Origin of the sequence: Fortiea sp. LEGE XX443, assembly GCF_015206815.1 — a bacterium.
Lineage (GTDB): Bacteria > Cyanobacteriota > Cyanobacteriia > Cyanobacteriales > Nostocaceae > Nostoc_B.
In genome coordinates this window covers 1-24,426 of the sequence record NZ_JADEXZ010000082.1, presented here as the reverse complement: position 1 = coordinate 24,426, position 24,426 = coordinate 1, and the positions used below count along the sequence as shown (strand labels likewise).

The following is a 24,426-nucleotide window of genomic DNA, read 5'->3' as shown; positions in this document are numbered from 1 at the left end:
GTTGAGTGCAGACATTTATCTTGCATATATTTGGGAGGAAAGAGCAGTTGCCGACGGCAACTGCTCTTTCCCCCTTCAGAATGATTATCATTTTTATGGCTTGTATATCTTATTCTCTGGAAGTCCCTTATTCAAAAATGTTGAATCTCGCAACACAACTTTACAATCTTTGTGTTTTACCCAGGTAAATTTCTTGTCCTATTGAGAATAAAGTCATTAAACACTCGAATTTGGTATCACCAACACCAATTCACATCTTGAGCAATATCCTCAAAATCTTAACATTCAACACTTTTGATAGTTATTTAATATCTACATATTACTTAACAATTGAAAATCCGAATTTACACGGTTATTCTTTAGATTAAATATTGCTTAAGATAATAGTATTAAATCAATTTAGACTTGCAATACATCAATCCTACTTGTGGATAAGCAGTTAGCATAGAGTATAGAAATTGTGAAAAAAGCTGTATTATTATGTAGCTTTTATATTGATACGTTTTTTCTTTACTACTTCTATGACTTTGCTTCATTTTGTTTAAAAAAAGTTATGTAGCAAGATACATAAATAGGCAAATATAAAAGTTTTTTTTGCAAAAAAGCAAAAATTCAGATTATTGCCAACTACTATATAGCTAATACGGGTTGTTAAGCGGCTGACTGGTAAATGATAGAAATAAAGTATGGCACACCCGGAACCAATGGTATCAAATAACATAATTAGCGAATTTAAAACTTGTACTCAACTGCAATATAATGGGCAGTTAAATATTAAAAGTCCTAAACAACAAATATGGACTTTTTATTATCGGCTAGGGCGGATAGTTTGGGCAACAGGAGGTACTCATCCTTTCCGCCGCTGGCGTAGAAATATGGCGCAACATTGTCCACAAATCGATGTGGATAAAATGCAGTTCCGCCAGGAAGATATAGCAATTCGTTATTGGGATTATCGCCTGTTAGAAATTTTATATAAAAGGCAAAAAATCCAAAGAGAAGAAATTCAATCTATTGTAGAAAGTACAATTACTGAATTATTGTTTGATCTAGCCCAGCACACAGATTTTGTCTCTGTCAGTTGCGATCACAACCAAGATATAATTTTAGAAACACCAATGAGTTTCACGAGTGCAGATTTATCTGTAAAACAGATGCAAGACTCTTGGAAGATGTGGTTGGACGCTGGTTTAACAAACTTTTCTCCTGACTTAGCACCAACTCTGCGGAGGCCAGAACAGCTGCAACAGCAGGTAAGTCCATCTGTCTACAACAACTTTGTCAGTTTAATCAATGGTAAACAGACACTGCGGGATTTAGCCGCAAAAATGAAGCAGAATGTTTTGCCTGTGACTCGTTCGTTACTTCCCTATATTCTCAAAGGCATCATTGAATTAATAGAAGTACCTGACTTACCTTTGTTGGTTACTGAAACCAATCATCACCCCATCTCTAGACAACCAAAAAAATCAAAAGTTCCATTGGTAGCTTGTGTGGATGATAGCCCCCAAGTCTGTAAAATGCTAGAAGATATTGTTACTGCTAACGGCCTAAGATTTATCAAAATTCAAGACCCAGTACAAGCACTACCAACCCTAATTCAGAATAAACCAGATTTGATTTTTTTAGATTTGATTATGCCCGTCGCTAGTGGTTACGAAATATGTACTCAGTTGCGACGAGTATCTGCTTTTGCTAACACACCAGTGATCATATTAACTGGCAATGATGGTCTGTTGGATCGAGTACGGGCTAAAGTTGTTGGTTCTACCGATTTTCTGACTAAACCCGTAGTGGCGGATAGAGTAATGAGTGTAGTACGTAAATATTTATCAGTACAGACATCATCGAAAGTAACATCATCAAAAATTAAGAGTACATCGAGTTTAGAGGTATCTTTAAGACATTAGTTAACAACATAGATTTTGATTACTGGAAAATTTTTAGTTTCTATTTAAAGCACAGCATAGTATTTTTTCTCAATAACTTGCAATTATTAAAAATCTATTACTTTCTCAAAAGTTCAGAAAAAGTAATAGATTTTTTATTTAAATCCTTGAGCAGGTAAATTGCTAAAATCAGTATTTTCTCTCTAACAATTAATAAGATAATAAATCAAAATTGAAGCTAACAAGAACCTCACTTTCATCTACAAATTGATGTTTATAGTTTTAATTTCTATTTGTAAACAAGTTTCTTAGGTGATTTTATGAATACTGTTTTAGTTGTTGAAGATGGTTTAACTGATATGGAAATACTCAGCCGTTACTTGCAACAGGCTGGTTATTCTGTGATGAGTGCAACAAGTAGTGAAGAAGCACAAAGTAAGATATATGGCAATAAGCCAGATGTAATATTTCTAGATGTAATTTTACCTGGAAAAAGTGGATTTGAAATTTGTCGTGAACTAAAAACTAATCCAGAAACTAGTAAAATACCTGTGGTTTTTTGTTCAACTAAAAATAGTGATGTGGATAAAATGTGGGGAAATATGCTAGGAGCAGAAGCTTATCTCTCTAAGCCAATTGATAAGGAAGAATTAGTAAATACGCTGAAGCGGTTACTTCATTAAAATTGCTTAAATATGTATTTCAAATTTTTAGTGAATTAATATAGCTAATAATTTGAAAATCTAAAGAAAAATCTGATCAATACATGAAGGATTAATAATGTTGAAAACCCAGGAAAAATTTTTAAGCTTTAATTTAGGAACCAAAGATAAGGCAGTGATTTCATTACAACACACAACAGAAGTATTGCAAGTGTCATTGGCAGACATATGCAATGTACCTCAGATGCCTAATAGTGTTTTTGGTATATACAATTGGCGCGGTGAGATGCTTTGGTTAGTTGATTTAGAGGATATGCTAGGTTATCCATCTCTTTTAGAAGGAGTAAATATTCTTTCTAAAATGATGGCTATAATTGTAGAAATTGAGGGGAAATATCTAGGATTTTTGATACGACATCTTATGGATATTGAGTGGTTAGATCCTCATCAAATGAAGTTTCCATCTGCTGATTTTTTCTCCCCCAAGATTTCCCCTTTCTTACAAGGATATTTTATAAACGCTGCTGAGGAAATGATATTTAGTCTAGATGCAGCCGCTATTGTTAAGTCTCCTACATGGGCCAACTATACTTGAATTAAATGTTTTAATATTTGCCGCAAATAAAGACTGTAATTCACAAATTATTTAATTATAAAATTGAGGAGTTTTGAAATGACAATTACATATCACAATGGTAAAGAAGAAAATGAACAAGTACTAACTGATGTAAAAGTTTTAAAAAACACAGATGCCAGTAGTACAATAACAACTATTTCCAGCAATGAAGTATCTACAATAAATACAATTGCTCAAGAATTTAAGACATGGCGACAGCAGTTACAAACTATCATAACTGTGATGCGTCAATCTATAGATATAGATACGCTACTCAAAGTAACTGTGGCACAAATTAGGGAAAAAATTACTTGCGATCGCGCATTAATTTATCAGTTTACTTCTATAGATTCTGGTACTGTTTTAGCAGAGTCAAGAACCTTAGGTTGGACACCTGTGCTTGGTGAAAATCTACCGGGAATGCTGTTTGGTTTATATAATCATCAAGATTATTTAGAATCTGTGGCTATTGACGATATTGATCAGATTCAAGTTACACCTTATCAAAAACAATTATTTGACAAATATCAGATTAGAGCTAGTTTAAGTCTGCCGATTGTAGTTGAAGGTAAAGTGTGGGGATTACTCGCAGTTAATACTTGCTCATGCACTAGGCAATGGCAGGAAGCAGAAATCACATTCGTATCTCAAGTTACCACAGAATTAGCCTACAAATTACAAAGCTTTGAATTTCATCGAGAATTACAACTCAGAACCCAAGCTAAAAAAGCAGTAGCTAAAGTCATTGAGAAGATTATTCGCGTATCAGATATTGACAAGATTTTTCAAACAACTACTCAAGAAATCCGGCAATTATTACGATGCGATCGCGTAGGTGTATATCGTTTTAATCCCGATTGGGGTGGCGAATTTGTTGCAGAATCAGTTGGTCATGGTTGGGTAAAATTAGTTGCTCCAGGTATTAAGACAGTTTGGGAAGATACCCATTTACAAGAAACCCAAGGTGGACGTTATCGCCATCATGAAAGCTTTGTTGTCAATGACATTTATCAAGCAGGCCATTACCAGTGCCATATTGAAGTTTTGGAACAGTTTGAAGTTAAAGCTTATGTGATAGTTCCTGTTTTTGCTGGGGAAAAATTATGGGGTTTATTGGCAGCTTATCAAAATTCTGGAACCCGCGATTGGCAAGATTGGGAAGTTAACTTTTTAGAGCAAATAGGCTTGCAATTTGGTGTAGCGATTTCTCATGCAGAATATCTGGAACAAATGCAAGTGCAATCGCAACAATTAGTGCAGATTGCCGAACAAGAAAAAGCGTTAACTAAGATATTCAACCGCATCCGCCAATCCCAAGATGTAGAAAGTGTTTTTAAAACAACCACCCAGGAAGTCAGACAATCATTAAGATGTGATCGCGTTGCTGTTTATCGTTTTAATTCTGACTGGGGTGGTGAGTTTGTTGCTGAATCAGTAGGTAGTAATTGGGTAAAACTTGTAGGACAAAATATCAACACAGTCTTGGATGATACTTACCTGCAAGAAACTCAAGGAGGTAGATATGCCAGAGGTGAAAATTTTGTAGTTAATGATATCTATAAAATCGGTCTAGCTCCCTGCCACATCGAAATTTTAGAACAATTTGAAGCCAAAGCTTATATTATTGTCCCAATCTTTTTTAGTGAAAATCTATGGGGCTTACTTGCAGCATATCAAAACTCTAGAAACCGTGAATGGCAATCTTGGGAAGTCAGCTTTTTAAATCAGATAGCATTGCAATTTAGCATAGCTAAATCACAGATAGACTATCTAGAACAAGTACGAGTCAAATCTGAAAAATTAACTCAGATAGCTGAACAAGAAAAAGCCTTCACTAAGATAGTTAACCGTATTAGACAATCTTTAGATGTCGAAGAAATTTTCAAAATTACTACTCAAGAAGTGCGACAGTTATTGCGATGCGATCGCATCGCAATCTTCCGCTTCAATCCTGACTGGGGTGGTGAATTTATTGCTGAGTCAGTTGGTCATAATTGGGTCAAACTTGTAGGACTGGATATCAAAACAGTCTGGGAAGATACTCACTTACAAGAAACTCAAGGGGGACGATACGCCAGAGGTGAGAGCTTTGTAGCTAATAACATTTATCAAGTAGGTCATGCTCAATGCCACATCGAAATTTTAGAGCAATTTGAAGTCAAAGCTTATGTAATTGTGCCTATCTTCTTTGGTGAAAAATTGTGGGGTTTATTGGCAGCTTATCAAAATTCTGCCTCTCGTGAGTGGGAAGAATCACAAGTTAGTTTGTTAGCACGTATCGGCGACCAGTTAGGATTAGCATTACAACAAACTGAATATCTGCAACAACTACAGGCGCAGTCAGCACAACTAGCAGAAGCCGCTGCACGAGAAAAGGCTGCCAAGGAATTACTGCAACAAAGATCAATTCAACTGTTAATGGCACTCCGGCCGGCTTTAGATGGCGACTTGACGGTACGCGCACCTATTACTGAAGACGAACTAGGCACAATCGCCGATGCTTATAATAATACTCTGCAAGCACTACGGCAAATTGTCATTCAAGTACAAGCCGCTGCTCAACAAGTGGCGCAAACTTCTGCCAGTAGTAATGCTTCCCTTGCTGGATTGAACAATTTAGCACAACAACAGTCTGAAGAAATTACTTCTGCTTTGGGTGATATTCAACAAATGGTGGTTTCCACGCAAGCTGTGGTGATTGACGCTGAATTGGTACAAGTAGCGGTACAAAAAGCCAATCAAACTGTAGAGTCTGGTGATACAGCCATGAACCTGACTGTAAAAGCCATTGAAGCAATTCGAGAAACCGTTGCCCAAACCAGTAAAAAAATTAAACGCCTAAGTGAATCTTCACAAAAAATCTCGAAAGTGGTGAATTTGATTAGCAATTTTGCCACCCAAACCAACGTTTTAGCGCTGAATGCAGCCATTGAAGCTACTCGTGCAGGTGAGTATGGCAAGGGCTTTGCAGTTGTCGCTGATGAAGTACGTTCTTTATCTCGTCAATCAGCAGCAGCAACAATCGAAATTGAGAAATTGGTTCAGGAGATTCAAGCAGAAACTGGAGAAGTTGCAGTGGCGATGGAAACAGGTATTCAGCAAGTCGTAGAAGGCACAAATTTAGTTAGCGAAACCCGCAAAAATTTGAACGCAATTGTTTCTGCAACTGCTGAAATTAGCCAATTAATTCAACAGATTACCGCAGCTACACAAACACAAATGGGTCAATCTGAGACTGTCACTACATCAATGCAAGATGTAGCAGAAATTGCTAACCAAACCTTTGCTGAATCTCAAGAAATTGCTGCTATTTTCCAAGATTTATTAGGGATGGCACAAGAACTTTTAGCAACTGCGAGTAAGTTCAAGGTTAATTAAATCAAAAAAAGAGTAGGGAATAGGAAATATGGAGTCTTTATAATTTACCATTCCCTACTCTACTCCCTAATTACAACTCAACATTCTCCCTTCCTCAATTATGATTACAGATGCTGAAATTCGTGAACAGGGTTATATCTATTTTCTAGCAGAAGCACCAGAATTGTTACAAACAATTGAGCAAGAACTTTTGAACTTTGCAGAAGGCAACAGAACTGCTAAAATTCATAATTTAATGCGAGCAACTCATACACTCAAAGGTGGTGCTGCTAATGTTGGGTTAGAAGCAATTCAGATGATTGCCCATTCTCTAGAAGATGTATTTAAAGCTTTGTATAATCCAGATATAGTTATCGAGGCTGATTTACTAACACTCTTACTCAAAGCTTATGAGTGTCTTCGTCTAGCATTAACAGCAGAATTAACAAGCAGTACCGTTAATGTTGAAGAAATTATTCAACGGGCAACTACTATTTTTGAACATTTACAAGAAAAACTTGGTAATGCTTTTGGTGCTGATAGTTATATTCCTACTTCCCAAGAACTGGGATTTGATGTTGTTAATTCTATATTTGAATTAGGAGTTCAACAACGTCTAGAAAGCATTGCCACAACTATTAATAATCCTCCAGATGATGCTGAATTTAGAGATTTTTTAAATTCCCAAGCTGAGGTATTTCTTGGTCTTGCAGAATCTTTAGATTTGCCTGGATTGGGAGAAATTGCTAAAACGATTATGTCTGCACTGCAAGTTAACCCCTCTCAAGTAAAGCAGATTGCAGAAATTGCATTGCAAGATTTACAAGCAGTTCAAACAGCAGTTTTATCAGGCGATCGCACTGGTGTAGCTATAATTTCTCCAGCTTTGCAAAAACTTACACAAGTAGTCACAGAAGAGCAGCTATCTCAAGAAGTTGATCACAATTTAGCTGCTTGTCATCTACTACAAAATGCAGAGAAATTCTACCAATTTTTAACGATATCAGGAAACAATAATCATGAGCATATTAATCCTATAAACGCTAAATTATACCTCAAATTAATTCAATATATTTTCGGTTGGTTTCATCATCAGAGAGCAATACCTAAACAAGAGCTTAATTTATCTTTATTAATTCCTAAATTAGATCCAGAAATCCAAATAAATTATATTGAAACTTGGCTAAAAGAATTCTTAACTTTTGTCCAAAATCAAGAAAATAGTTATAGTCTTTGTGTTTATCGCCACGGAATTATTTTAATTGTTCTTCTGGCAGTTGCTAAATTTGAATATGGTAATGACAAAAGTGCCAACTATATTCTTTTAACCCAAAAATTGCAAAAGCAAATTCTGATATTAGCCAAAGAATATAAAAATTATCCACCCATAAATAACCAAGAAAAAAATTGGTTAGATCATCCAAATTTACAAAATCTTTTAGTTTTTAGAGAAATATCAAAACCGATTTTTTCTGAACCAGATAATCTCTTAGAATCAATATGGGGAGGTGAAGCAGAAGCTACATCTAACCAAAATGAACAAGAAATTAAAATAGATGATGTTGATCCATTGTCTTTTCAAGAACAATCAACTTTAGATTTAATTCCAGAAGTAATTAGTAATATTAACGGAAAATTGGGAGAAAAAAACCAATTTCTAAAAAGTAAAAATTTACGTCAATCTTCATTTGTACGTGTTGAAGTCGAAGGCTTGCAAAGCCTTAATTATTTAGCAGGAGAATTGCTGATACATCAAAAAAAACGTACTCTCCAGGATGAACAGATTCAAGAAATAATTGAGCAATTATTTCAGCAACTTAATAGACATCAATTAGTTTTAAACCAGTTAAAAGATTTACCACGCCATTTTCAAAATATTGATTCTCAGTCTACACAAAATTTTGCAACTGTGAAATTTGATTCTTTAGAAATGGATGTATATACAGAATTTAATTTGTCGCTGCATGAAGCAATAGAAGAAACTCTGCAACTACAAGAAACGACAGAATCTCTGGATTTAATTATCAAACAAGCTACTCAAATTGCTGATAAAAAGCAAAATTTAGTTTTTACTATTATAGATAAATTGGTAGAAGCAAGGATGTTGCCTTTAGGTGATATTTTAAATCGATTTCCTCAAATGGTGAAACAGTTAGGCAATATTTACGACAAAAATGTAACTTTACAACTGACTGGTACAGAAGTGCTAGTTGATAAAGCGATCGCTGAAAAACTTTATGAACCATTATTACATTTAGTACGTAATGCCTTTGATCACGGTATTGAACCTCCACAAGTGCGTCGAGAATGCGGTAAATCAGAACAAGGCTTAATTGCAATTCGTGCCTATCATCAAAGTAGTCAAACTATTATTGAAGTTCAAGATGATGGACAAGGATTAAATCTCGATAGTATTCGCAAAAAAGCGATGGAGATGAATCTTGTTTCAGCTAATGAGAATGAATCAGCATTATTAGATTTGATGTTTACGCCTGGATTGTCAACCGCTGATCGGGTAAGTAATATTTCAGGCCGCGGTATAGGTTTGGATATTGTGCGCTCTCAGATGCAAGCGCTCAATGGCTCAATTTCAGTGCAAACTTTGCCGCAACAAGGGACTACATTTATACTCAAAATACCTTTTTCTATGACTACTGATCAATTAATGCTAGTTCAAGCGGGAGGCGTTGTTTATGCGCTACTTTTAGATAGTATTGAAAAAGTATTGATTCCTTCCCCGCAACAAATTAAGGAGTTTGAAGGTAAAAAGATTTTACACTGGAATACAGACCAGGATGAGGCTTTAGTTAATTTATATCAACTTTCGGAGTTGATGTTTTATAACTGTTCATCCTTTAGTAGTAATAGCCTCAACAATAAACAAACTACTATTGACACAAGCTTGATAAATAATCCTGTGTTGATAATCAAGCGTAATCAGAGTGTTTTCGGTTTAGAAGTTGACCAAATAATTGGTGAACAAGAACTAGTAATTAGACCTTTGGGAAATGCGATCACGCCGCCAAAATATGTTTATGGTTGTAGTAGTTCTGCTAATGGCAATCTAATTTTAGTCATCGATGGCGCTCTACTGTTAGATTCTATTAGTATACAAACAACACCTGAGATTGCAGCACTAACCACAGTTTCGGCGAGTGAACCAGCCTTACCAATTGTAGATAATTTTGCTGTGTCTACTCTTATAGATACTATAGAAATGCCATTAATTCAGCATATAGAAACTAATTACCAATCACCAAAAGTGGTTTTGGTAGTAGATGATGCTATTAGTTTGAGGCAAACTCTCTCTCTAACGCTGCAAAGAGGTGGTTATCAAGTAATTCAAGCACAAAATGGTGTAGAGGCTCTAGAGCAGCTACAAAAATATCCAGATATTCAAGCTATTATTTCAGATTTAGAAATGCCGCGAATGAATGGATTTGAATTATTAACTAGTCTCCAGCAAATCCCTAACCTTGCAAAAATTCCTGTAGTGATTTTATCTTCTCGTAGTGCTGAAAAACATCGTCAACTTGCTCAAGAACTTGGTGCTAAGGCTTATTTGACTAAGCCTTATCTAGAGCATGAATTTCTTTTTACTGTTGCGTCTTTAGTTAATACTAAAGACGGTTTAAATAATTGAATAAATTAACCACAGAGGAGCTAGTGCGTTGGGCGAGGTTACCGATTTGTACCTCTACGCGCAGCGTCTCCGATTAGGAGAAGCAAATGGCGAGGCGCAGAGAAGACAGAGAGAAGAAAAACAAAAACATTTAGTTAGTTTTGGAATATTGTTTTATTTGGAAATCACCTATTCTGTAAGATTATTCCATCTTTAACCAACTAAAAACTTGATTAACAGTTAGTGCAAGGTCAATTTCTGGTAAAATACCTTTATCCTGGAACAACTCTGGTTGTTGCTCTGGTAAAAAGACTAAAATACTGAGGTCATCAGGGTCAATAAACCATCCCAAACGACTACCAAATTTCAAACAGTACAGAATATTACCAATTACTTTATTCGGTTTTTGTTCTGGTGAAAGAATCTCAATCGTCCAATCTGGCGGTAGTTCAAAGTTATCTGGTACTTGTCCATCAACAGTTAATGGTATTCTTTTCCACTCAAATACTGCTACATCCGGTATGATTGAGTGCTCCCCAAAACTACATCGTAATTCTGGAAATGCGTATGCAATTTTTGGCTCCTCAGCAATTTGATTGATTGCGTCACACAGTTTTCCTTGTAAACGGCTATGTCTTCCTTTTGGCATTGATTTAGGAATAATTTCCCCATTAATGTATTCTAAGCTTGGCTTAGTTTCTGGAAGTTTGAGAAACTCTTCTAGGGTTAGAGCTTGAGTTGTAGTGATAGTCATAGCTCTGTAAATCCTGATTTGATATGTCCTTAGTTTAGAAAAATAAACACAACTATGCTAAGAAAGATAAACTAGGCTAAAACCTTCCCGCCTCCTGCTTTCTGCTTTATCCCAACTACAAATATTTACGCCGTTCTACTTAGTTTATCGGTTTGGTGTTGGCTCGCCAAATTTAATCAAGAAGGCGATCGCTACACTCACAGCTAAAATTAATGTCATACTCAATGCTGAACCAAACCCCCAATTTTGGGTAACACCAAGAAACTGGTTGTAAACTAACCGCGCCGCCGTCATACTCGAAGCACCACCCAAGAGTTCTGGATCAATAAAATCTCCCAATCCGGTAATAAAAACTAGCATTGAACCAGCGGTAATTCCTGGGAGAACTTGGGGTACTGTGACTTTCCAAAAAGTCTGTACAGGATTTGCACCCAAATCTGCGGCGGCTTCTAGTAAGCGCTTGTCTAGTTTTTCTAGAGACGCATATAAAATTAACACCATATAAGGTAATAAGCTGTAACTCATACCAATTAATACAGCAGGAATGCGGTTAAGTAATTCTAAAGTTGGTAAGCCTAAATTACTCAGAATACTATTTAATAAACCAGTGGGGCGTAAAATAGTAATCCAAGCATAGGAACGAAGTAAAGAAGAAGTCCATAAAGGTAAAACAAAGGCTAATAACAGTAAATTTCGCCATTGTTTTGGGGCGATTTGTGCTAACCAATAAGCCACAGGGAAACCCAATATTAAACAAATTGCTGTTGTACCCACTGCTAACCACAGCGATCGCAAAATTACTTGCAAGTAAAGTGGATCAAATATGCGAAGATAATTATCTAAGCCACTGGGATTAACTACATCCCCTGGTCTAATATTAGGAACTAAACTTAACTGAAAAATTATGAGTGTCGGTAGTACGAGTAATAGGATTAACCAAATGCCTGCTGGGGCTAGTAACACTAGAGGTTGCAGAAAGTTAAATGCAGGGCGATTTAATTTTTCAAAGTTAGTAATATCGCCGGAAGGATTTATTTGAGAAGAAATATTTTTTGTAGACACAAGCCTAAGATTAATATGAATTTTAATTTAACTGCTAGTTAATTGAGTCCAATAGCGCTCATAAACTTCTTCAAAGTCGCCTAGGGGAGTAATACGTTCGCATTTTTCTAAAAGTGCTGCTTCAGGGAATAAATTTTTATTATCTTTGAGTTTATTCGGTAATTGTTCAAATCCTGCATTGTTGGGAGTAGAAATATTTAGCCTTTGGCTGATTATTGCTGCTATATCTGGTTGCAAAATAAAGTTAATCCAAGCATAAGCACCATCTGAATTTGGTGCGCTTTTAGGGACTACAATTGTATCAGTCCATAGGGAAGAACCACTACGAGGAATCACATATTTGAATTTGGGATTTTCTTTGATAACTCGGATAGCATCTGCGGAGTAACACATAGATAATACTAAATCTCCAGCCAGAATTTGGTTTTGCCAAGCATCAGTATCAAAAGAGGCGATCGCTGGTTTTAGTTCTTGTAATTTGTTATATGCTTGTTTAAGTTCATCTTCGTCTTTTGAATTATACGAATAACCCAACATTCGCAATACCGCACCCATTACTTCTCGCACATCATTGAGTAATGTGATCCGTTTATTGAGTATTTCCCGATTTTGCCATAAATAATCCCAATCTTCTGGTATTTTTTTAAGAATTTCAGAATTATAAATTAACCCTGTAGTTCCCCAGTTGAATGGTAAACTATAACAGTTATTTGGGTCATAACTAGGATTTTTAAATTGGGGAAATAGATTATCTAAACCAATTAGGCGATCGTGATTTAATTCTGTTAATAAATTTTTCTCTACCATCTTCTGTACCATATAGTCAGAGGGGTAAATCACACTGTAAGCACTACCACCTCCAGCTAATAGTTTTGCTAACATCACTTCATTAGAATCATAAGGATCTACAAGCACTTGTAAACCTGTTTGAGTGCTAAAAGTTTGAAGTAACTTTTTATCAGAATATTGTGTCCAAGTGTAAATATACAATTTGTCGGTGCGAGTAGATTTAGTAGCAGCACGGACATTAGCTAGTCTCCAACCACAGCCAGTTAAAGATAAACTAGAAATTACTGCTAAATTTTGTAAAAAGTGTCTTCTATTTGTCATTTAAGTTATTGACTAATAGCCAAACAATCACTTTCTGCCCATAAAACGTAAATAGGTGTGTCCCTGTCTGGTAAACTACCAAAGGTATTAGGTTGCAAAACATTTATATTTATCCCATTTATCAATTCCACAACGTAGGTAACGTGAGTTCCCAAATACATGACGTTAACTAACCTTCCTTCAAAAGAGTTAGTTGGTAAATTAGGCGGATATAGTGATAGTTGAATTTTTTCTGGACGCACACTGACCACTACTGATTGTGATAATTCTATTGGTGTGTCTTCATAGCGAGTGACTACAATTTTGAGTCCGGTTTTTGTGACTACTTGGATACAATCAGCTTCTACAGCAGCAATTTCACCACTAAATAAATTAGTATCACCAATAAAATCAGCCACAAAAGATGTTTGGGGACGTTCGTAAATTTCGCTGGGAGTACCAATTTGCTCAATTTTGCCTTGATTCATCACCGCAATGCGATCGCTTAAAGACAACGCTTCTTCTTGGTCGTGGGTGACTAAAATAAAGGTTAAGCCTAGCCTTTTATGCAGATTTGCTAATTCTACTTGCATTTCTTTACGCAGCTTTAAATCTAAAGCGCCTAAAGGTTCATCTAACAGCACCACAGCGGGGTGATTCACCAACGCCCTAGCTAATGCTACCCGTTGTTGTTGACCACCAGAAAGTTGACTGGGAAAGCGCGATCGCAAACTTTCCATTTTTACCAGTTTTAACGCTTCGGTAACTCGACTTTCGATTTCTGATTTGCGGAATTTTTTTAAGTGCAGTCCAAAGGCAATGTTATCCCAAACATTCAGGTGGTTGAACAGCGCATAACTTTGAAATACAGTATTCACCGGACGGCGATAAGGCGGAACATCAGTCATAGACTGACCTTGAATTAATACCTTGCCAGCATCCGCCGTTTCAAATCCAGCAATTAAACGTAATGTTGTTGTTTTGCCACAACCAGAGGGGCCTAAAATACTAAAAAATTCCCCTTTGCGGACATCCAAATCTACTCCATGTACTGCTGGTTCTTGCTTGAAAAACTTAAACACGTTACGCAGTTCCACATCCAGTGGCTGAAAAGACGTAACCCCCCTCTGATTCTGCATGACAGATTGAGCCATAATCCTCAGTAGAATGCTGTAATTTTACCCCATTGTTTCAGTGAATATAGCCTATTAAGCAGACTTAAATAACACTTTGGTTTATTGTATCCGCCAAAAACCCTAGATCGGAAATATACGTTTGTGATTGTTACAAGCTTAATCTCAAATTTAAGTTTCAGGCATTCTATACCAAGCACCTTATTTTGGATGCTCATCTAGTAAGCTGTTAAGCATATAAGAAAGCACATTGAGACCGCAGGAGAGCAGGGAGCAAGGGAGAGGGTTTGCAGCTTTGATTACCATGAAAATGGTGCAATTTAAATGACGATTAGCTTACAAACCTTTATTAGGCATTCACAAGACTGGATTACTGGGTTTGATAATTCAATTTAGTCTACTAGGTGAGATAATTGCACTCAAAGGAGAGTGACATGAAAAAAGTAGCGGTGTTTGGCAATACTGGAGGCGGTAAATCAACTCTCAGCAAGAGATTATCCCAAATCACTGGTTTGCCACTTCACATCTTGGACAAGATTCAATTTCAACCAGGGGGTGCTGAGGTTCCACATGAAGACTATAAGCGCGCCCATCAGCAAATTTTAACCACTGACAGATGGATTATTGACGGCTTTGGCTGCATGGAAACCCTCTGGCTACGACTAGACGAGGCGGATACTCTGGTTTATGTCGATTTACCCCTATATGTGCATTTCTGGTGGGTAACTAAAAGATTCATCACAGGTTACTTTCAACCGCCAGAAGGCTGGCCTCAAGACAGCCCAATATTGAGAAGTTCTCTAACTAGCTACCGTGTGCTTTGGTTATGTCACAAATATTTGACTCCAAAATATCGTGAGTATATCAAGCAAGCTCAAAGCACCAAAAATGTTTATCACATTCGCTCGACTAAACAGATTTCGCAATTTTTTGAATTAATTGCAAATGAAACTAAGTTTAAAGATGGTGCATCAGCCTAATGTTCCCAATTACTAACCACAGACAACCTCTTAGGAATTTTCCCTTTGATAAGATTCCAAAATCCCACTGCGAATCATCAGTTGTGGCCAAACGAATACAAAAAAGCCCATCCAAGTTAGTACAGGAATGGACACAAGAATTGTGAGCCAAATCGCTTTAAATATTAACCAGCTACCACTAATCAAGGCTACAGATGTGAGAACTATAGACCAAGGCTGACACCACCAAGGTTTATAATCCCAAGGGTTTAAAGGCTTTTGTTCAGTCATACTGTTAATTCGTAATTCAGAAAAATCAACAAACTAGTAGGGGTGCAGAAATGCACATCCATCCAATATTTTGATACATTTAAGTCTTCGTAGAGCGATCGCTTTGTACCCAAGTCATCCAGTAGAGATTTAGCCTTATCGTTGAGCGGGTTGGCAAGTATTTGTAAGTATTCTTGCCAAGAAACAGGAATCCATCTATCCGTAAGTAACTGGGTTTGAGTTTCACTCATTGTCTAACCCTTATGCCAGTAAGCTATATATCTTTTAACTCACATTCCGAGTTTTTTGCTCGACACTTTGACATCTGAAGTCGGAAGTTCGAGTTCCAAAGGCGAAGTTTCAGCTCTCATCATAAATTCCCTTAAGCATCTAGTTAAACTTTTTTCTTTGAGACTATATTGAAAATATGATGAAAGTAGCTTCTGATTAAAAATCCTTATGGCAGCAGCATCAAGCCACGAACCAGCAATAATTCGTACAGAACGTGGATTAACGATCGCAGGCACACGCATCACACTTTACGACGTGATGGATTACCTGAAGGCTCAGTATCCACCAAAGCTAATTCGTGAGAAGCTCGGTCTTATTGATGAGCAGATTCACTCAGCCTTAGCGTACATTGAAACCCATCATATTGAAGTTGAAGCAGAATACCAAAAATGTCTGCAAACGGCAGAGGAAATTCGGCAATATTGGGAAGAACGAAATCGAGAACACTTTGCAAAAATTGCAGCAACGCCCTCTAAACCTGGTCAGGAAGCCCTGCGTGCAAAACTGCAAGCCTGGAAAGCACGCATTGAAGCCCAGTCATGAACTTTCTGATTGACTACAACTTAACTGGCGATGCTGTTTTATTCTGGGGAACACTCTCGGCTGAAGGATGGCTTGATTTGTTACCCATCCGCTTCTTTACGTTTCAGGAAGTTGGTTTGCCGATGGATAGTAGCGACCGAGTTGTTTGGCAATTTGCTCAAACCAACCAGATGATTTTGATTACAGCGAATCGAAATATGAAGGGAGGCGATTCTCTAGAACAGACAATGCGTGAGAAAAATACACCGGATTCTCTGCCAATTCTGACAATCGGAAACCCTGATCGATTTGATGAGAGTAACTATCGGCAAAAGTGCGCCACTCGCCTGATTGAGATTGTATTCGATCTGGAAAACTATATGGGAGTCGGTCGAGTTTTCATTCCGTAAAGCTTAGTAATCAGCTTTTTTGGATAAAATACTGCTGCGTAGGCGTAGCCCGCCGTAGGCATCGCCTTCTTAACTCCACCCTTCAACATCCGAACACGAAACGTCAAGCTTTTTACTCGAAACTTTCACTTCCGAACACGAAACGTCAAGCTTTTCACTCCAAAAATCAAGCTCAGAACACGGAACGCCGAGCAAATTACTCCAACATCCGAGTTTTGAGCTTCAAAGTTGCACTTCTGAAGTGCAACTGTCGAGATATTTTCTACAACGCTGCTGCTTGAGGCTTGGCTTTCCGAGATTTACGGGCGAATCTTTGTCCCATTTCCTCTACTACTGCATCTAATCCTCCGGTTTGTCCACTAGCTTTTGCATAGTTATATACTTGCAATGCGGCTGCATAAGCTTCACTACCCACCGCTAAAGAAGTATCATCGACCAATTCTTGCAATTGGGTCAACGCCAGCAATAAAGGATACAAGGCTTCAAATAATTGCACATCCTTTCGCATTTCTTCTAGGTCAAAAGAACGTGGTAAAAACTCCGGGTTCTGTGCCGCTACCTCTAATGCTTTGCTTACAAAGGCGCGGCTTTTATCTCCCATCTTGGGTAAGGCTTTGCGCTCTTCGTTACTCAAATCAATTAAAAATGGGAGCTTTTCTTTAATGGTGGTGATGGCTTGCAACAACGCTTCTTTATCGGTTGCAGTCAGGGTTGCACTCACAGGGCTTCTAGACATAGGAATTATCCTCACGTATGTTTCTTTTATCTAGAGTTCCCGAATATACAATTAAAGCCACAGCATCGCTGATGAAAACAATTAACCAGCGATACTGTGCTGTGCGCCCTTACTAGTTTACAAATCAACCATTCACAATGTATTGCAAATCTATCGCCGCTACACGTCCAGCATCAACCAAAGCTTGATAGACCATCACCGCAACCTCGGCGCGTGTAGCATCGCGGGTAGGGTTGAGTTGCTTAAGATTTGGGTAATTGACGATAATTCCCTTATCTATAGCTTTTGCCACCTCATCTTTAGCATAGTCAGGAATTTTTGCTTGGTCATCGAATATCTTGATGGCGTTGGCTACATTACCAGTTGTACCTAACCCTAGTCCATTGACTAGAGAAACCAGAACTTGCACGCGCTGAATATTTTGGTTGGGACGGAATGTATTATCAGGAAAGCCAGAGAGTAACTGACCTTCATATGCTTGCTGAATGACCTTCGATGCCCAGAAGTTGGCTGGAATATCTTTAAATTGGATTGCACTGCGTTTTGACGCTGGGTTGAAGGCTTTAATGATTAATGCTGCATACTGCGCCCTTGTCATTGTAGCGTCGGGTTTAAAGGTACGGTCTGGAAACCCGCTGACTATCTGTTGTCTGACTAATTCTCGAATAAAGGCCGCTGCCCAATGATTACCAATATCTGTTAAATCTATAGGACTGGGTGTGGGTATAGGGGTAGGTGTTGGCGTTGGATTCGGTACTGGCGTGGGTGTTGGTGTTGGATTTGGTACTGGCGTTGGTACTGGTGTGGGTACAGGGGTAGGTGTTGGTGTTGGATTCGGTACTGGCGTGGGTGTTGGTGTTGGATTTGGTACTGGCGTTGGTACTGGTGTGGGTACAGGGGTAGGTGTTGGTGTTGGATTCGGTACTGGCGTGGGTGTTGGTGTTGGATTTGGTACTGGCGTTGGTATTGGAGTACTGGCAAACTCGATATTACCGCTGACTCTGCTGGGGTCTATCTGATTACCTACAGAAATAAGCCTATTGGAACTCGCATTTTGCAAATCGAATTTACTGTTATTGCGGAATATATTGCCTCCTGGACTGGAAGCATTGCCTATATCTGGTAAGGCTGTCGAAATTACAGTTAGGCCATCATCAGTATTATTTTCACTGAGATTTTTGCGGAGTATGGGGCGGGCGCTACCAGAAATTACGATACCAGAACGGTTTTCGGCAAATTTGTTATTTAAGAGTGTTGGTGATGCTGTATCACTAATGGCAATGCCAAAACCTGTTTTAAAGCAGGTGTTATCTTGAATTTGACCTTGGGAATTTCTAGCGATCGCAATTCCATTGGCTGCATTCTCTGTAAATACATTACCTTGAATTACTGGATTGGCATCGCCTGTAGCAAAAACTCCTTCACGCTTACAATTTTTAAAGGTGCAATTTGCAATGGTTGGAGTAGTTGATTCTGCCCAGACACCACTACCACGAGTGGCTGGATTTGTTACAGTCACTCCCCGCAGTTCACCACCATTTAGCATCACAAAGGTGACGTTTTGACCAGCAAAAGTACGGCTAAGGTAGTTACCACTACCTTCAATTAAAATGCTGCTACCTTTGTTAGCTTCGTTACCAATTACTTTTACACCAGACCCAATGATTAGGGGAAAGACTTCTCCACTAGCTACACTGTAATTTCCATCTGCTAGTTGAATGGTAGTGTCAGGTGTAGCAACCCGGAGAGCTTGTGTAATTGTTTTAAATGGAGCTTGTTGGCTACCAGAGTTGTTACTGTTTCCGGTTAAGGGATTTACGTAAAAATTTTGAGGCATACTTATACCACTAAAAAATACATAGTCATACTATTAGCGCTAACTTTTACAATGGCTAGTATTCGCTAAGATTTGCAACATTAACTACCAAATTCAGAGTGGAAATTCCAGAAAAACTATAATTTAGCCTCAAGGCAATACCCAAGAGGCTGTTTGAAAAGTCTAAATTAATACCAGCCCTCGCGGATATACAGACATGGTGCGTAGCGTCTTAAAATACCTAATTTTGAACAACCTCTAAATGAATTTTTCTGCTGGTTGAATTTGTAGCGTTTTCTTGAGTGTGAAAAAGAATGTACTACCCTCATTAACTTTTGATTCTACCCAAACATTTCCACCATATATCTCGACAATTTTTTGAACTATAGATAAACCAATTCCGCTGCTTTCTGGATCTTCAGTATTAGATAATTTTTGAAAAATCTGAAATATTTTAGTAAAATATTGTTCTTCAATTCCAATACCATTATCAGCAATGCTAATTGTCCAATAATCATCTTCTTCCTTACAATCAATTACAATCTTTCCTTGTGGTTTATCTAAAAATTTGATGGCATTACTCAGCAAATTCTGAAAAACTTGCTCAATTTTAGTCTTTTCACAATAAATAATAGGCAAGATATCACTTATCTCAATTTCAATATTGTTCTTATGTTCAAGAACTTCAATTACATCTCTGACTAAATTATTCAAATTAACTTCTCTTTTATCTTCTCTAATTCGCCCAACTCTTGAATATTCCAAAATTCCATCAATCAGGTTTTGTAGCTTTTTTACTCTAGTTATTAGTCTATCAACTAAATTTTTACCATCTTCATCAAATTTATCTCCATAATCTTGCAATAGCCATTCTGATAATAAACTAATTCCCCTTAATGGAGCTTTCAAATCGTGGGAAACTATGTGAGCAAAATCATTCAATTCTTTATTAGTATTTTTTAATTCTTGCAATAATTCACCCATTCTTTCTTGAGATTTCTGACGTTGCACAATCTCCTGCTGGAGTTGTTGATTTGCTGCTGCTAATTCGATAGTTCGTTGTTCTACCAATTCTTCTAAGCGTTCTTTGTATTGACGTAACTCATTTTCTATTAATTTACGTTCTGTAATTTCAGCTTGTAAAGCTATATTTGCTTCTTCAAGTTGCGCTGGACTTGGCAAAGCAAGCGCTTGAGGAACTAACGGTATTAATGTCAAAGCAGTGTAAAAAGAAATAATCGCAGTAATTGCTTTTATAGATCCAGATAGCCAATAATAAGGATGCCAAAGTGTCCATATTTCCATCAAATGAGTTGTGCCACAAGAAATAATAAAAGCACCGAATAAGATAAAAATATTTTTAAATGGTATATCTTTTCTTTTGCGAACAAAATATACCAGCGTTAGCGGAATTGAATAATAAGAAAAAGCAATTAGAGAATCTGATAAAATGTGTAGCCAAACCAAATTTGTTTGCCAAAGGTAACAATGTCCATGAGGAATAAAGTTATTTGATAGAAAAAAATTAGGAAAAATTTCCACTTAGACACACCTCTTATTCATGCCACCTTTTACCTACTGAGTGCTGAACGCTCCCCTACCGCTAACAGCACTTTCAACTCAGCACTCTTCATTACCGTAAGTCAGGTAAATTTTAACTTATATGTAAGAGGATGTTTGAAAAGTCCTCTTGTCGGTATCAAAAGTTTTTGCTTCTCATCCGAGATGTGTGTACACCGTAGCCTGCCAGGACAGAGGCTTTAATTCTTACTCCTCTCCCCTCGTGGGAAGGGTTTGGGGGTTAGGTTTGAGAGAAAGTTGCACACAGAGTAAGGTTGGGTTGAATGTAGTGAAAGCCAACCTCATTAATTTGTTGTTTACTTGGGAAAAATGTTGAATTGAGTCGGACAAGTCTTCGGTTTTGCAACCTACCAAGCTATCCGACTCGGTTTTATATTCGGAGGTTGTCGCCTTCCCCACTGGTTCAGGTCTGGACTCCTTGGTGTACGCTCGATAAATTCCCATTTACCGACTCTGACTTTGAGGAGTACTCACGCCACAGCCACCGCAACCACACGAAAACCCACATTGTTGTTCCGATTCTCGCGCGTGTTGTTGTTCCGGTTGGCAGACCGACAGTTCTGGGCATTGTTGTTCCACGAACCGCCACGCAGCATCTAAAATTGACCTGCCCCATGCTCAAATTCTCAACAGGTGAGAAATTTGAGTTAAATGTAGTGTATAATAGTTTTGATATCTAGACACCAGATTTTAAAAAAAATTTTTACCGCCTGACGGCGGAGAAGAAGGGAAAAGAATAAGAAGTGTAAAGGGCAAAAGGGTAAGAGTGCAGAGGGCAAGGAATCCTCACGCCACAGCCACCGCAACCACACGAAAACCCACATTGTTGCTCCGATCCTCGCGCGCGTAGTCGTTCCGGTAGGCAGACCGACAGTTCTGGGCAAAGTAGAACCACGAACCGCCACGCAGCAACTTTATGTTATTATTTTTACCAACTAGCAACGCACTTCCATCTGTTGGCGCACCTTGGTAATTACTATTATAGTCATCTTGACACCATTCCCATACATTACCACACATATCAAATAAACCAAAGGGGTTTGGCGGAAATATTCCTACATTTGTTGTTTGCTCTCGATATTCACCTTTGGGTGCAGCGCCGTAGGGGTAGTTACCGTCGTAGTTAACTAATTCTGGGGTGATGGTTTCACCAAGATAAAATGGTGTGGTTGTTCCCGCACGACAAGCGTATTCCCATTCTGCTTCACTGGGTAGTCTATATTTACGTCCTGTTCTGTCACTCAATTTTTGACAAAACTCTACCGCGTCATTCCAACTTACATTTTCTACAGGTAGTTTTTCACCTTTGAAATTGGAAGGATTTGTCCCCATAATTGCTTGATACTGTGCCTGGGTAACTTCATATTTCCCCATGAAGAAGCCTGGAACTTTTACCTCATGCTGTGGTTTTTCAGAGGAATATCCTTCATCCTCTGGTAAACCCATCATAAAAGTTCCGCCTGGTATCTGCACCATTTCCAAGGTGACACCGTTTCCTAAGTCTTCAACAAAATATTTCGCTTCCTGGTTGCGGCGGTTGGTGATATTTCCTGTTGCGTCTACCGTCACCGTTTCAAATTGAAAGGTTTTTAAAGAATTTTTTGCACCTGTAGATGCTCCCTTCGTAGAGTTTTCAGAACTAGAACTAGGTGGTGGAGAAGGTGTTTGCTGTTGTCCCCATCGTAAACGCTCAATTCTTTGAATGGCTTTAATTGCATCTGTATCCTGCCCTAAAGCCGCCGCTAAAACCCGAATCCATAATTGTTCTGCTAGTTCCAGATTTTGAGCAACTTCGGCGTTAAAAGCATCTATTTTCAATGTCGCAATATCCGCCAGGGTGGCATATCGCGGTACAAGTATGAGGTGCGATTTATTTACAGGTTCTGCAATTATATATGGTGTTTGCCTCCCACTTTTATGCTGACGCACAATTTCCGGCACACGATGATTAAGATATTGGTTCAACCTCTCCACAGTGGCGCATTTTCCTTGAATTCCCAACCCTTCTAATAATGCTGTAGTAAATGCACCTTGTTGTAATGCTTCAATTTCATAAGAATATTCCTGGGGACTACAGGAAAAGATACTAATAACACCTTGTTGACGTGCTTCTTCGGCTGTTTGTCTCCCAATTCCTTCACCACCTTTTTGTGCTAGGCTGCGACAAGCATCAAGAATCAACACAACATTATCTGCACCACAGCGCCGCAACCGTTCTGTGACAAAATTAATGGCAATGGCTGTATTTTCAATATCTTCTGCGTCGCTATCAATGGGCATGAGATAATCACGTCCATCATGACGCATTCCATGTCCACTAAAAAAGAACCAAAAGTTATCCCCCGCACCTAAAAAAGGGGTGTCAAATAACTGTCGCAAGATTCGCAGTAAGTTGGTGCGAGTGGGGCGAGTTGATTTACCGCTAATTTCAGGGGAGTCATCGGTGAAGAAAAATATCCTCTCAAACCCCGCGTCAGTGTTAAGAAACTGCTGGATTAATTCTGCATCCCGCTTGGCATAATTTAGCGGTTGCAAATAATCATACTTGTTAATGCCTACTGCGATCGCCCAATTTTTTGCCATCTCACTTGGGTTCTTGTCGCTTGAATCTCAGCTTTATCGCGCCTTTCCCGCTGGCTTTTACACCACTACCAATTAATTTCACTTCCCCTTCACTGCTAATTTCTACCGACAGTTCAATTTCTTCTAGCTGCATTTTGGAATTTGCTTGCTGTTCTGCGCGACTAAACAACCTTCCTAACACTTGCAGGAAGTGAGTCATGTTCTGCTCTAATTTTTGAGCGCTAACTTGAACCGCATCGCCTTTCGTCCCAGTAGGTTCTTTTACCTCGTCTCCCCAACTGCGTGTATTACTCATTCCGCTTTTTGCACCGTCAGGAAGGGTAATTTGGGTTGCGTCGTCGGTGACAATCCATAAGCTGTCTGGTGGTGTATCTGACATACTATACTCAGTGTTTATCTAGCATTCTTGCATAAATCTTTTGTATCACGCAGAAACACGGAGAGATTTAACATTAGATTATCAGTGATGCGATCGCTCGAAATGGTCAGATCCCCGACTTCTTTGAGAAGTCGGGGATCTCGCACAAACTCGCGGGAGCTAGAACGCAGATTTAGCTAAACTATATTATGCGCCTTTATGATTTCGGTGAGGTAATACGATGGTCATCGCCGACAAAAATCTAACTTTACCAGATCACACTCAACTACCAGAGTCTGATGGTACTTTTGTGAAAAATTTCCAAGAACATCCCCAGAGTATTCTATTAACTGATTCTATTCTGCCAAGATTACAAGAAATTCATTCTGATGGCTATTATTGCATTGGTCAAGATTCTGGTATCTACTGGCGGCTAACAGATCCACCAGAAAAGGGTGCAGAAGCACCAGATTGGTTTTATGTTCCGAATGTTCCTCCAAGTCTCAATGGTGAATTCCGTCGTTTTTATGTGTTTTGGCAAGAATTGATTGCACCATTGATTGTTTTAGAATTTGGTAAGGATTCAGGTCTAATATTGAGGAAGTAAAGAAGGGCGAAACTGAGAATTATTAGAGTCAGCAATTAGAGCTTGTGCAAAAAAATCAACAACAGACTTACCTTGACGGCGACAAGTCTGCACCACCGTCAATAAATTG

General features: G+C 38.3%; 21 protein-coding genes and 1 pseudogene. 9 read left to right on the top strand and 13 right to left on the bottom strand.

What is annotated here, in order from left to right; genetic code table 11:
• Positions 1-686: 686 nt before the first annotated feature.
• The 5 genes from IQ259_RS22935 (at position 687) to IQ259_RS22915 (ending at position 10,167) form a co-directional block, all read left to right on the top strand.
• The gene (locus IQ259_RS22935; RefSeq protein WP_193888334.1) at positions 687-1,910 is read left to right on the top strand and encodes a response regulator; all 1,224 of its coding nucleotides are present in this window, start codon (positions 687-689) and stop codon (positions 1,908-1,910) included.
• 299 nt (positions 1,911-2,209) lie between these two features.
• Positions 2,210-2,572 carry a response regulator transcription factor gene (locus IQ259_RS22930; protein ID WP_193888333.1) on the top strand — a complete coding sequence of 121 codons (363 nt, stop codon included), beginning with the start codon at positions 2,210-2,212 and terminating at the stop codon, positions 2,570-2,572.
• A 97-nt stretch (positions 2,573-2,669) separates the two neighbouring features.
• Complete coding sequence (locus IQ259_RS22925; protein WP_370568074.1) at positions 2,670-3,146, top strand: chemotaxis protein CheW; 477 nt, start codon at positions 2,670-2,672, stop codon at positions 3,144-3,146.
• A 78-nt stretch (positions 3,147-3,224) separates the two neighbouring features.
• Positions 3,225-6,545 carry a GAF domain-containing protein gene (locus tag IQ259_RS22920; protein ID WP_193888332.1) on the top strand — a complete coding sequence of 1,107 codons (3,321 nt, stop codon included), beginning with the start codon at positions 3,225-3,227 and terminating at the stop codon, positions 6,543-6,545.
• A gap of 100 nt (positions 6,546-6,645) precedes the next feature.
• Positions 6,646-10,167 carry a hybrid sensor histidine kinase/response regulator gene (locus IQ259_RS22915; protein ID WP_193888331.1) on the top strand — a complete coding sequence of 1,174 codons (3,522 nt, stop codon included), beginning with the start codon at positions 6,646-6,648 and terminating at the stop codon, positions 10,165-10,167.
• Positions 10,168-10,348: 181 nt separating this feature from the next.
• On the opposite strand, the gene IQ259_RS22910 is transcribed toward IQ259_RS22915, so the two are convergent.
• From IQ259_RS22910 to IQ259_RS22895, 4 genes are all read right to left on the bottom strand, one after another.
• On the bottom strand, positions 10,349-10,900 hold the full coding sequence (locus tag IQ259_RS22910) for a Uma2 family endonuclease (protein ID WP_193888330.1): 552 nt from the start codon (positions 10,898-10,900) through the stop codon (positions 10,349-10,351).
• A gap of 144 nt (positions 10,901-11,044) precedes the next feature.
• Positions 11,045-11,962, bottom strand: coding sequence for an ABC transporter permease (locus tag IQ259_RS22905; protein ID WP_193888329.1), 918 nt, complete (start codon positions 11,960-11,962; stop codon positions 11,045-11,047).
• A gap of 27 nt (positions 11,963-11,989) precedes the next feature.
• Positions 11,990-13,072 (bottom strand): spermidine/putrescine ABC transporter substrate-binding protein, encoded by a 1,083-nt coding sequence (locus IQ259_RS22900; RefSeq protein WP_193888328.1) that lies wholly within the window; start codon positions 13,070-13,072, stop codon positions 11,990-11,992.
• Between the two features lie 5 nt (positions 13,073-13,077).
• Positions 13,078-14,205 (bottom strand): ABC transporter ATP-binding protein, encoded by a 1,128-nt coding sequence (locus IQ259_RS22895; RefSeq protein ID WP_193888327.1) that lies wholly within the window; start codon positions 14,203-14,205, stop codon positions 13,078-13,080.
• Positions 14,206-14,618: 413 nt separating this feature from the next.
• Here IQ259_RS22895 and IQ259_RS22890 point away from each other — a divergent pair, with 413 nt between their 5' ends.
• Positions 14,619-15,164 (top strand): adenylate kinase, encoded by a 546-nt coding sequence (locus IQ259_RS22890; RefSeq protein WP_193888326.1) that lies wholly within the window; start codon positions 14,619-14,621, stop codon positions 15,162-15,164.
• Between the two features lie 30 nt (positions 15,165-15,194).
• Here the strand turns inward: IQ259_RS22890 and IQ259_RS22885 are convergent, their stop codons facing one another.
• Complete coding sequence (locus IQ259_RS22885) at positions 15,195-15,434, bottom strand: DUF6737 family protein (protein WP_193888325.1); 240 nt, start codon at positions 15,432-15,434, stop codon at positions 15,195-15,197.
• Entirely contained in the window at positions 15,431-15,664 is a 234-nt protein-coding gene (locus IQ259_RS22880; RefSeq protein ID WP_193888324.1) for a hypothetical protein, read from the bottom strand. Before IQ259_RS22880 ends, IQ259_RS22885 begins: the two co-directional genes overlap by 4 nt.
• Positions 15,665-15,872: 208 nt before the next feature.
• Between IQ259_RS22880 and IQ259_RS22875 the strand changes: the two genes are divergently transcribed.
• Together IQ259_RS22875 and IQ259_RS22870 are read left to right on the top strand one after the other, a co-directional pair.
• Positions 15,873-16,247: a DUF433 domain-containing protein gene (locus IQ259_RS22875; protein WP_193888323.1), complete on the top strand. Its 375-nt coding sequence runs from the start codon at positions 15,873-15,875 to the stop codon at positions 16,245-16,247.
• The gene (locus IQ259_RS22870) at positions 16,244-16,636 is read left to right on the top strand and encodes a DUF5615 family PIN-like protein (RefSeq protein WP_193888322.1); all 393 of its coding nucleotides are present in this window, start codon (positions 16,244-16,246) and stop codon (positions 16,634-16,636) included. Before IQ259_RS22875 ends, IQ259_RS22870 begins: the two co-directional genes overlap by 4 nt.
• A gap of 262 nt (positions 16,637-16,898) precedes the next feature.
• Here the strand turns inward: IQ259_RS22870 and IQ259_RS22865 are convergent, their stop codons facing one another.
• From IQ259_RS22865 to IQ259_RS22835, 7 genes are all read right to left on the bottom strand, one after another.
• Positions 16,899-17,372, bottom strand: coding sequence for a hypothetical protein (locus IQ259_RS22865; protein ID WP_193888321.1), 474 nt, complete (start codon positions 17,370-17,372; stop codon positions 16,899-16,901).
• A gap of 124 nt (positions 17,373-17,496) precedes the next feature.
• Positions 17,497-19,209 carry a DUF1565 domain-containing protein gene (locus IQ259_RS22860; protein ID WP_193888320.1) on the bottom strand — a complete coding sequence of 571 codons (1,713 nt, stop codon included), beginning with the start codon at positions 19,207-19,209 and terminating at the stop codon, positions 17,497-17,499.
• Between the two features lie 237 nt (positions 19,210-19,446).
• A complete protein-coding gene (locus IQ259_RS22855; RefSeq protein ID WP_193888319.1) occupies positions 19,447-20,730 on the bottom strand; it encodes an ATP-binding protein in 1,284 nt (427 codons plus the stop codon).
• A 225-nt stretch (positions 20,731-20,955) separates the two neighbouring features.
• Positions 20,956-21,213 carry a hypothetical protein gene (locus IQ259_RS22850; protein WP_193888318.1) on the bottom strand — a complete coding sequence of 86 codons (258 nt, stop codon included), beginning with the start codon at positions 21,211-21,213 and terminating at the stop codon, positions 20,956-20,958.
• A gap of 26 nt (positions 21,214-21,239) precedes the next feature.
• Complete coding sequence (locus tag IQ259_RS22845; RefSeq protein WP_193888317.1) at positions 21,240-21,365, bottom strand: SUMF1/EgtB/PvdO family nonheme iron enzyme; 126 nt, start codon at positions 21,363-21,365, stop codon at positions 21,240-21,242.
• 190 nt (positions 21,366-21,555) lie between these two features.
• The gene (locus IQ259_RS22840) at positions 21,556-23,352 is read right to left on the bottom strand and encodes an SUMF1/EgtB/PvdO family nonheme iron enzyme (RefSeq protein ID WP_193888316.1); all 1,797 of its coding nucleotides are present in this window, start codon (positions 23,350-23,352) and stop codon (positions 21,556-21,558) included.
• 1 nt (position 23,353) lies between these two features.
• Positions 23,354-23,731, bottom strand: coding sequence for a hypothetical protein (locus tag IQ259_RS22835; protein ID WP_193888315.1), 378 nt, complete (start codon positions 23,729-23,731; stop codon positions 23,354-23,356).
• Between the two features lie 220 nt (positions 23,732-23,951).
• On the opposite strand from IQ259_RS22835, the pseudogene IQ259_RS22830 reads away from it, so the two are divergent.
• A pseudogene (locus IQ259_RS22830) lies at positions 23,952-24,299 on the top strand (Uma2 family endonuclease); the annotation flags it as partial.
• Between the last annotated feature and the right edge of the window lie 127 nt (positions 24,300-24,426).

Bases quoted from the DNA above. Each gene is read 5' to 3' on its own strand.
- IQ259_RS22935 (WP_193888334.1), top strand. From the start codon at position 687: ATGGCACACCCGGAACCAATGGTATCAAATAACATAATTAGCGAATTT.
- IQ259_RS22930 (WP_193888333.1), top strand. From the start codon at position 2,210: ATGAATACTGTTTTAGTTGTTGAAGATGGTTTAACTGATATGGAAATA.
- IQ259_RS22925 (WP_370568074.1), top strand. From the start codon at position 2,670: ATGTTGAAAACCCAGGAAAAATTTTTAAGCTTTAATTTAGGAACCAAA.
- IQ259_RS22920 (WP_193888332.1), top strand. From the start codon at position 3,225: ATGACAATTACATATCACAATGGTAAAGAAGAAAATGAACAAGTACTA.
- IQ259_RS22915 (WP_193888331.1), top strand. From the start codon at position 6,646: ATGATTACAGATGCTGAAATTCGTGAACAGGGTTATATCTATTTTCTA.
- IQ259_RS22910 (WP_193888330.1), bottom strand. From the start codon at position 10,900: ATGACTATCACTACAACTCAAGCTCTAACCCTAGAAGAGTTTCTCAAA.
- IQ259_RS22900 (WP_193888328.1), bottom strand. From the start codon at position 13,072: ATGACAAATAGAAGACACTTTTTACAAAATTTAGCAGTAATTTCTAGT.
- IQ259_RS22895 (WP_193888327.1), bottom strand. From the start codon at position 14,205: ATGGCTCAATCTGTCATGCAGAATCAGAGGGGGGTTACGTCTTTTCAG.
- IQ259_RS22890 (WP_193888326.1), top strand. From the start codon at position 14,619: ATGAAAAAAGTAGCGGTGTTTGGCAATACTGGAGGCGGTAAATCAACT.
- IQ259_RS22885 (WP_193888325.1), bottom strand. From the start codon at position 15,434: ATGACTGAACAAAAGCCTTTAAACCCTTGGGATTATAAACCTTGGTGG.
- IQ259_RS22880 (WP_193888324.1), bottom strand. From the start codon at position 15,664: ATGAGTGAAACTCAAACCCAGTTACTTACGGATAGATGGATTCCTGTT.
- IQ259_RS22875 (WP_193888323.1), top strand. From the start codon at position 15,873: ATGGCAGCAGCATCAAGCCACGAACCAGCAATAATTCGTACAGAACGT.
- IQ259_RS22870 (WP_193888322.1), top strand. From the start codon at position 16,244: ATGAACTTTCTGATTGACTACAACTTAACTGGCGATGCTGTTTTATTC.
- IQ259_RS22865 (WP_193888321.1), bottom strand. From the start codon at position 17,372: ATGTCTAGAAGCCCTGTGAGTGCAACCCTGACTGCAACCGATAAAGAA.
- IQ259_RS22860 (WP_193888320.1), bottom strand. From the start codon at position 19,209: ATGCCTCAAAATTTTTACGTAAATCCCTTAACCGGAAACAGTAACAAC.
- IQ259_RS22850 (WP_193888318.1), bottom strand. From the start codon at position 21,213: ATGGGAATTTATCGAGCGTACACCAAGGAGTCCAGACCTGAACCAGTG.
- IQ259_RS22845 (WP_193888317.1), bottom strand. From the start codon at position 21,365: ATGCTGCGTGGCGGTTCGTGGAACAACAATGCCCAGAACTGTCGGTCT.
- IQ259_RS22840 (WP_193888316.1), bottom strand. From the start codon at position 23,352: ATGGCAAAAAATTGGGCGATCGCAGTAGGCATTAACAAGTATGATTAT.
- IQ259_RS22835 (WP_193888315.1), bottom strand. From the start codon at position 23,731: ATGTCAGATACACCACCAGACAGCTTATGGATTGTCACCGACGACGCA.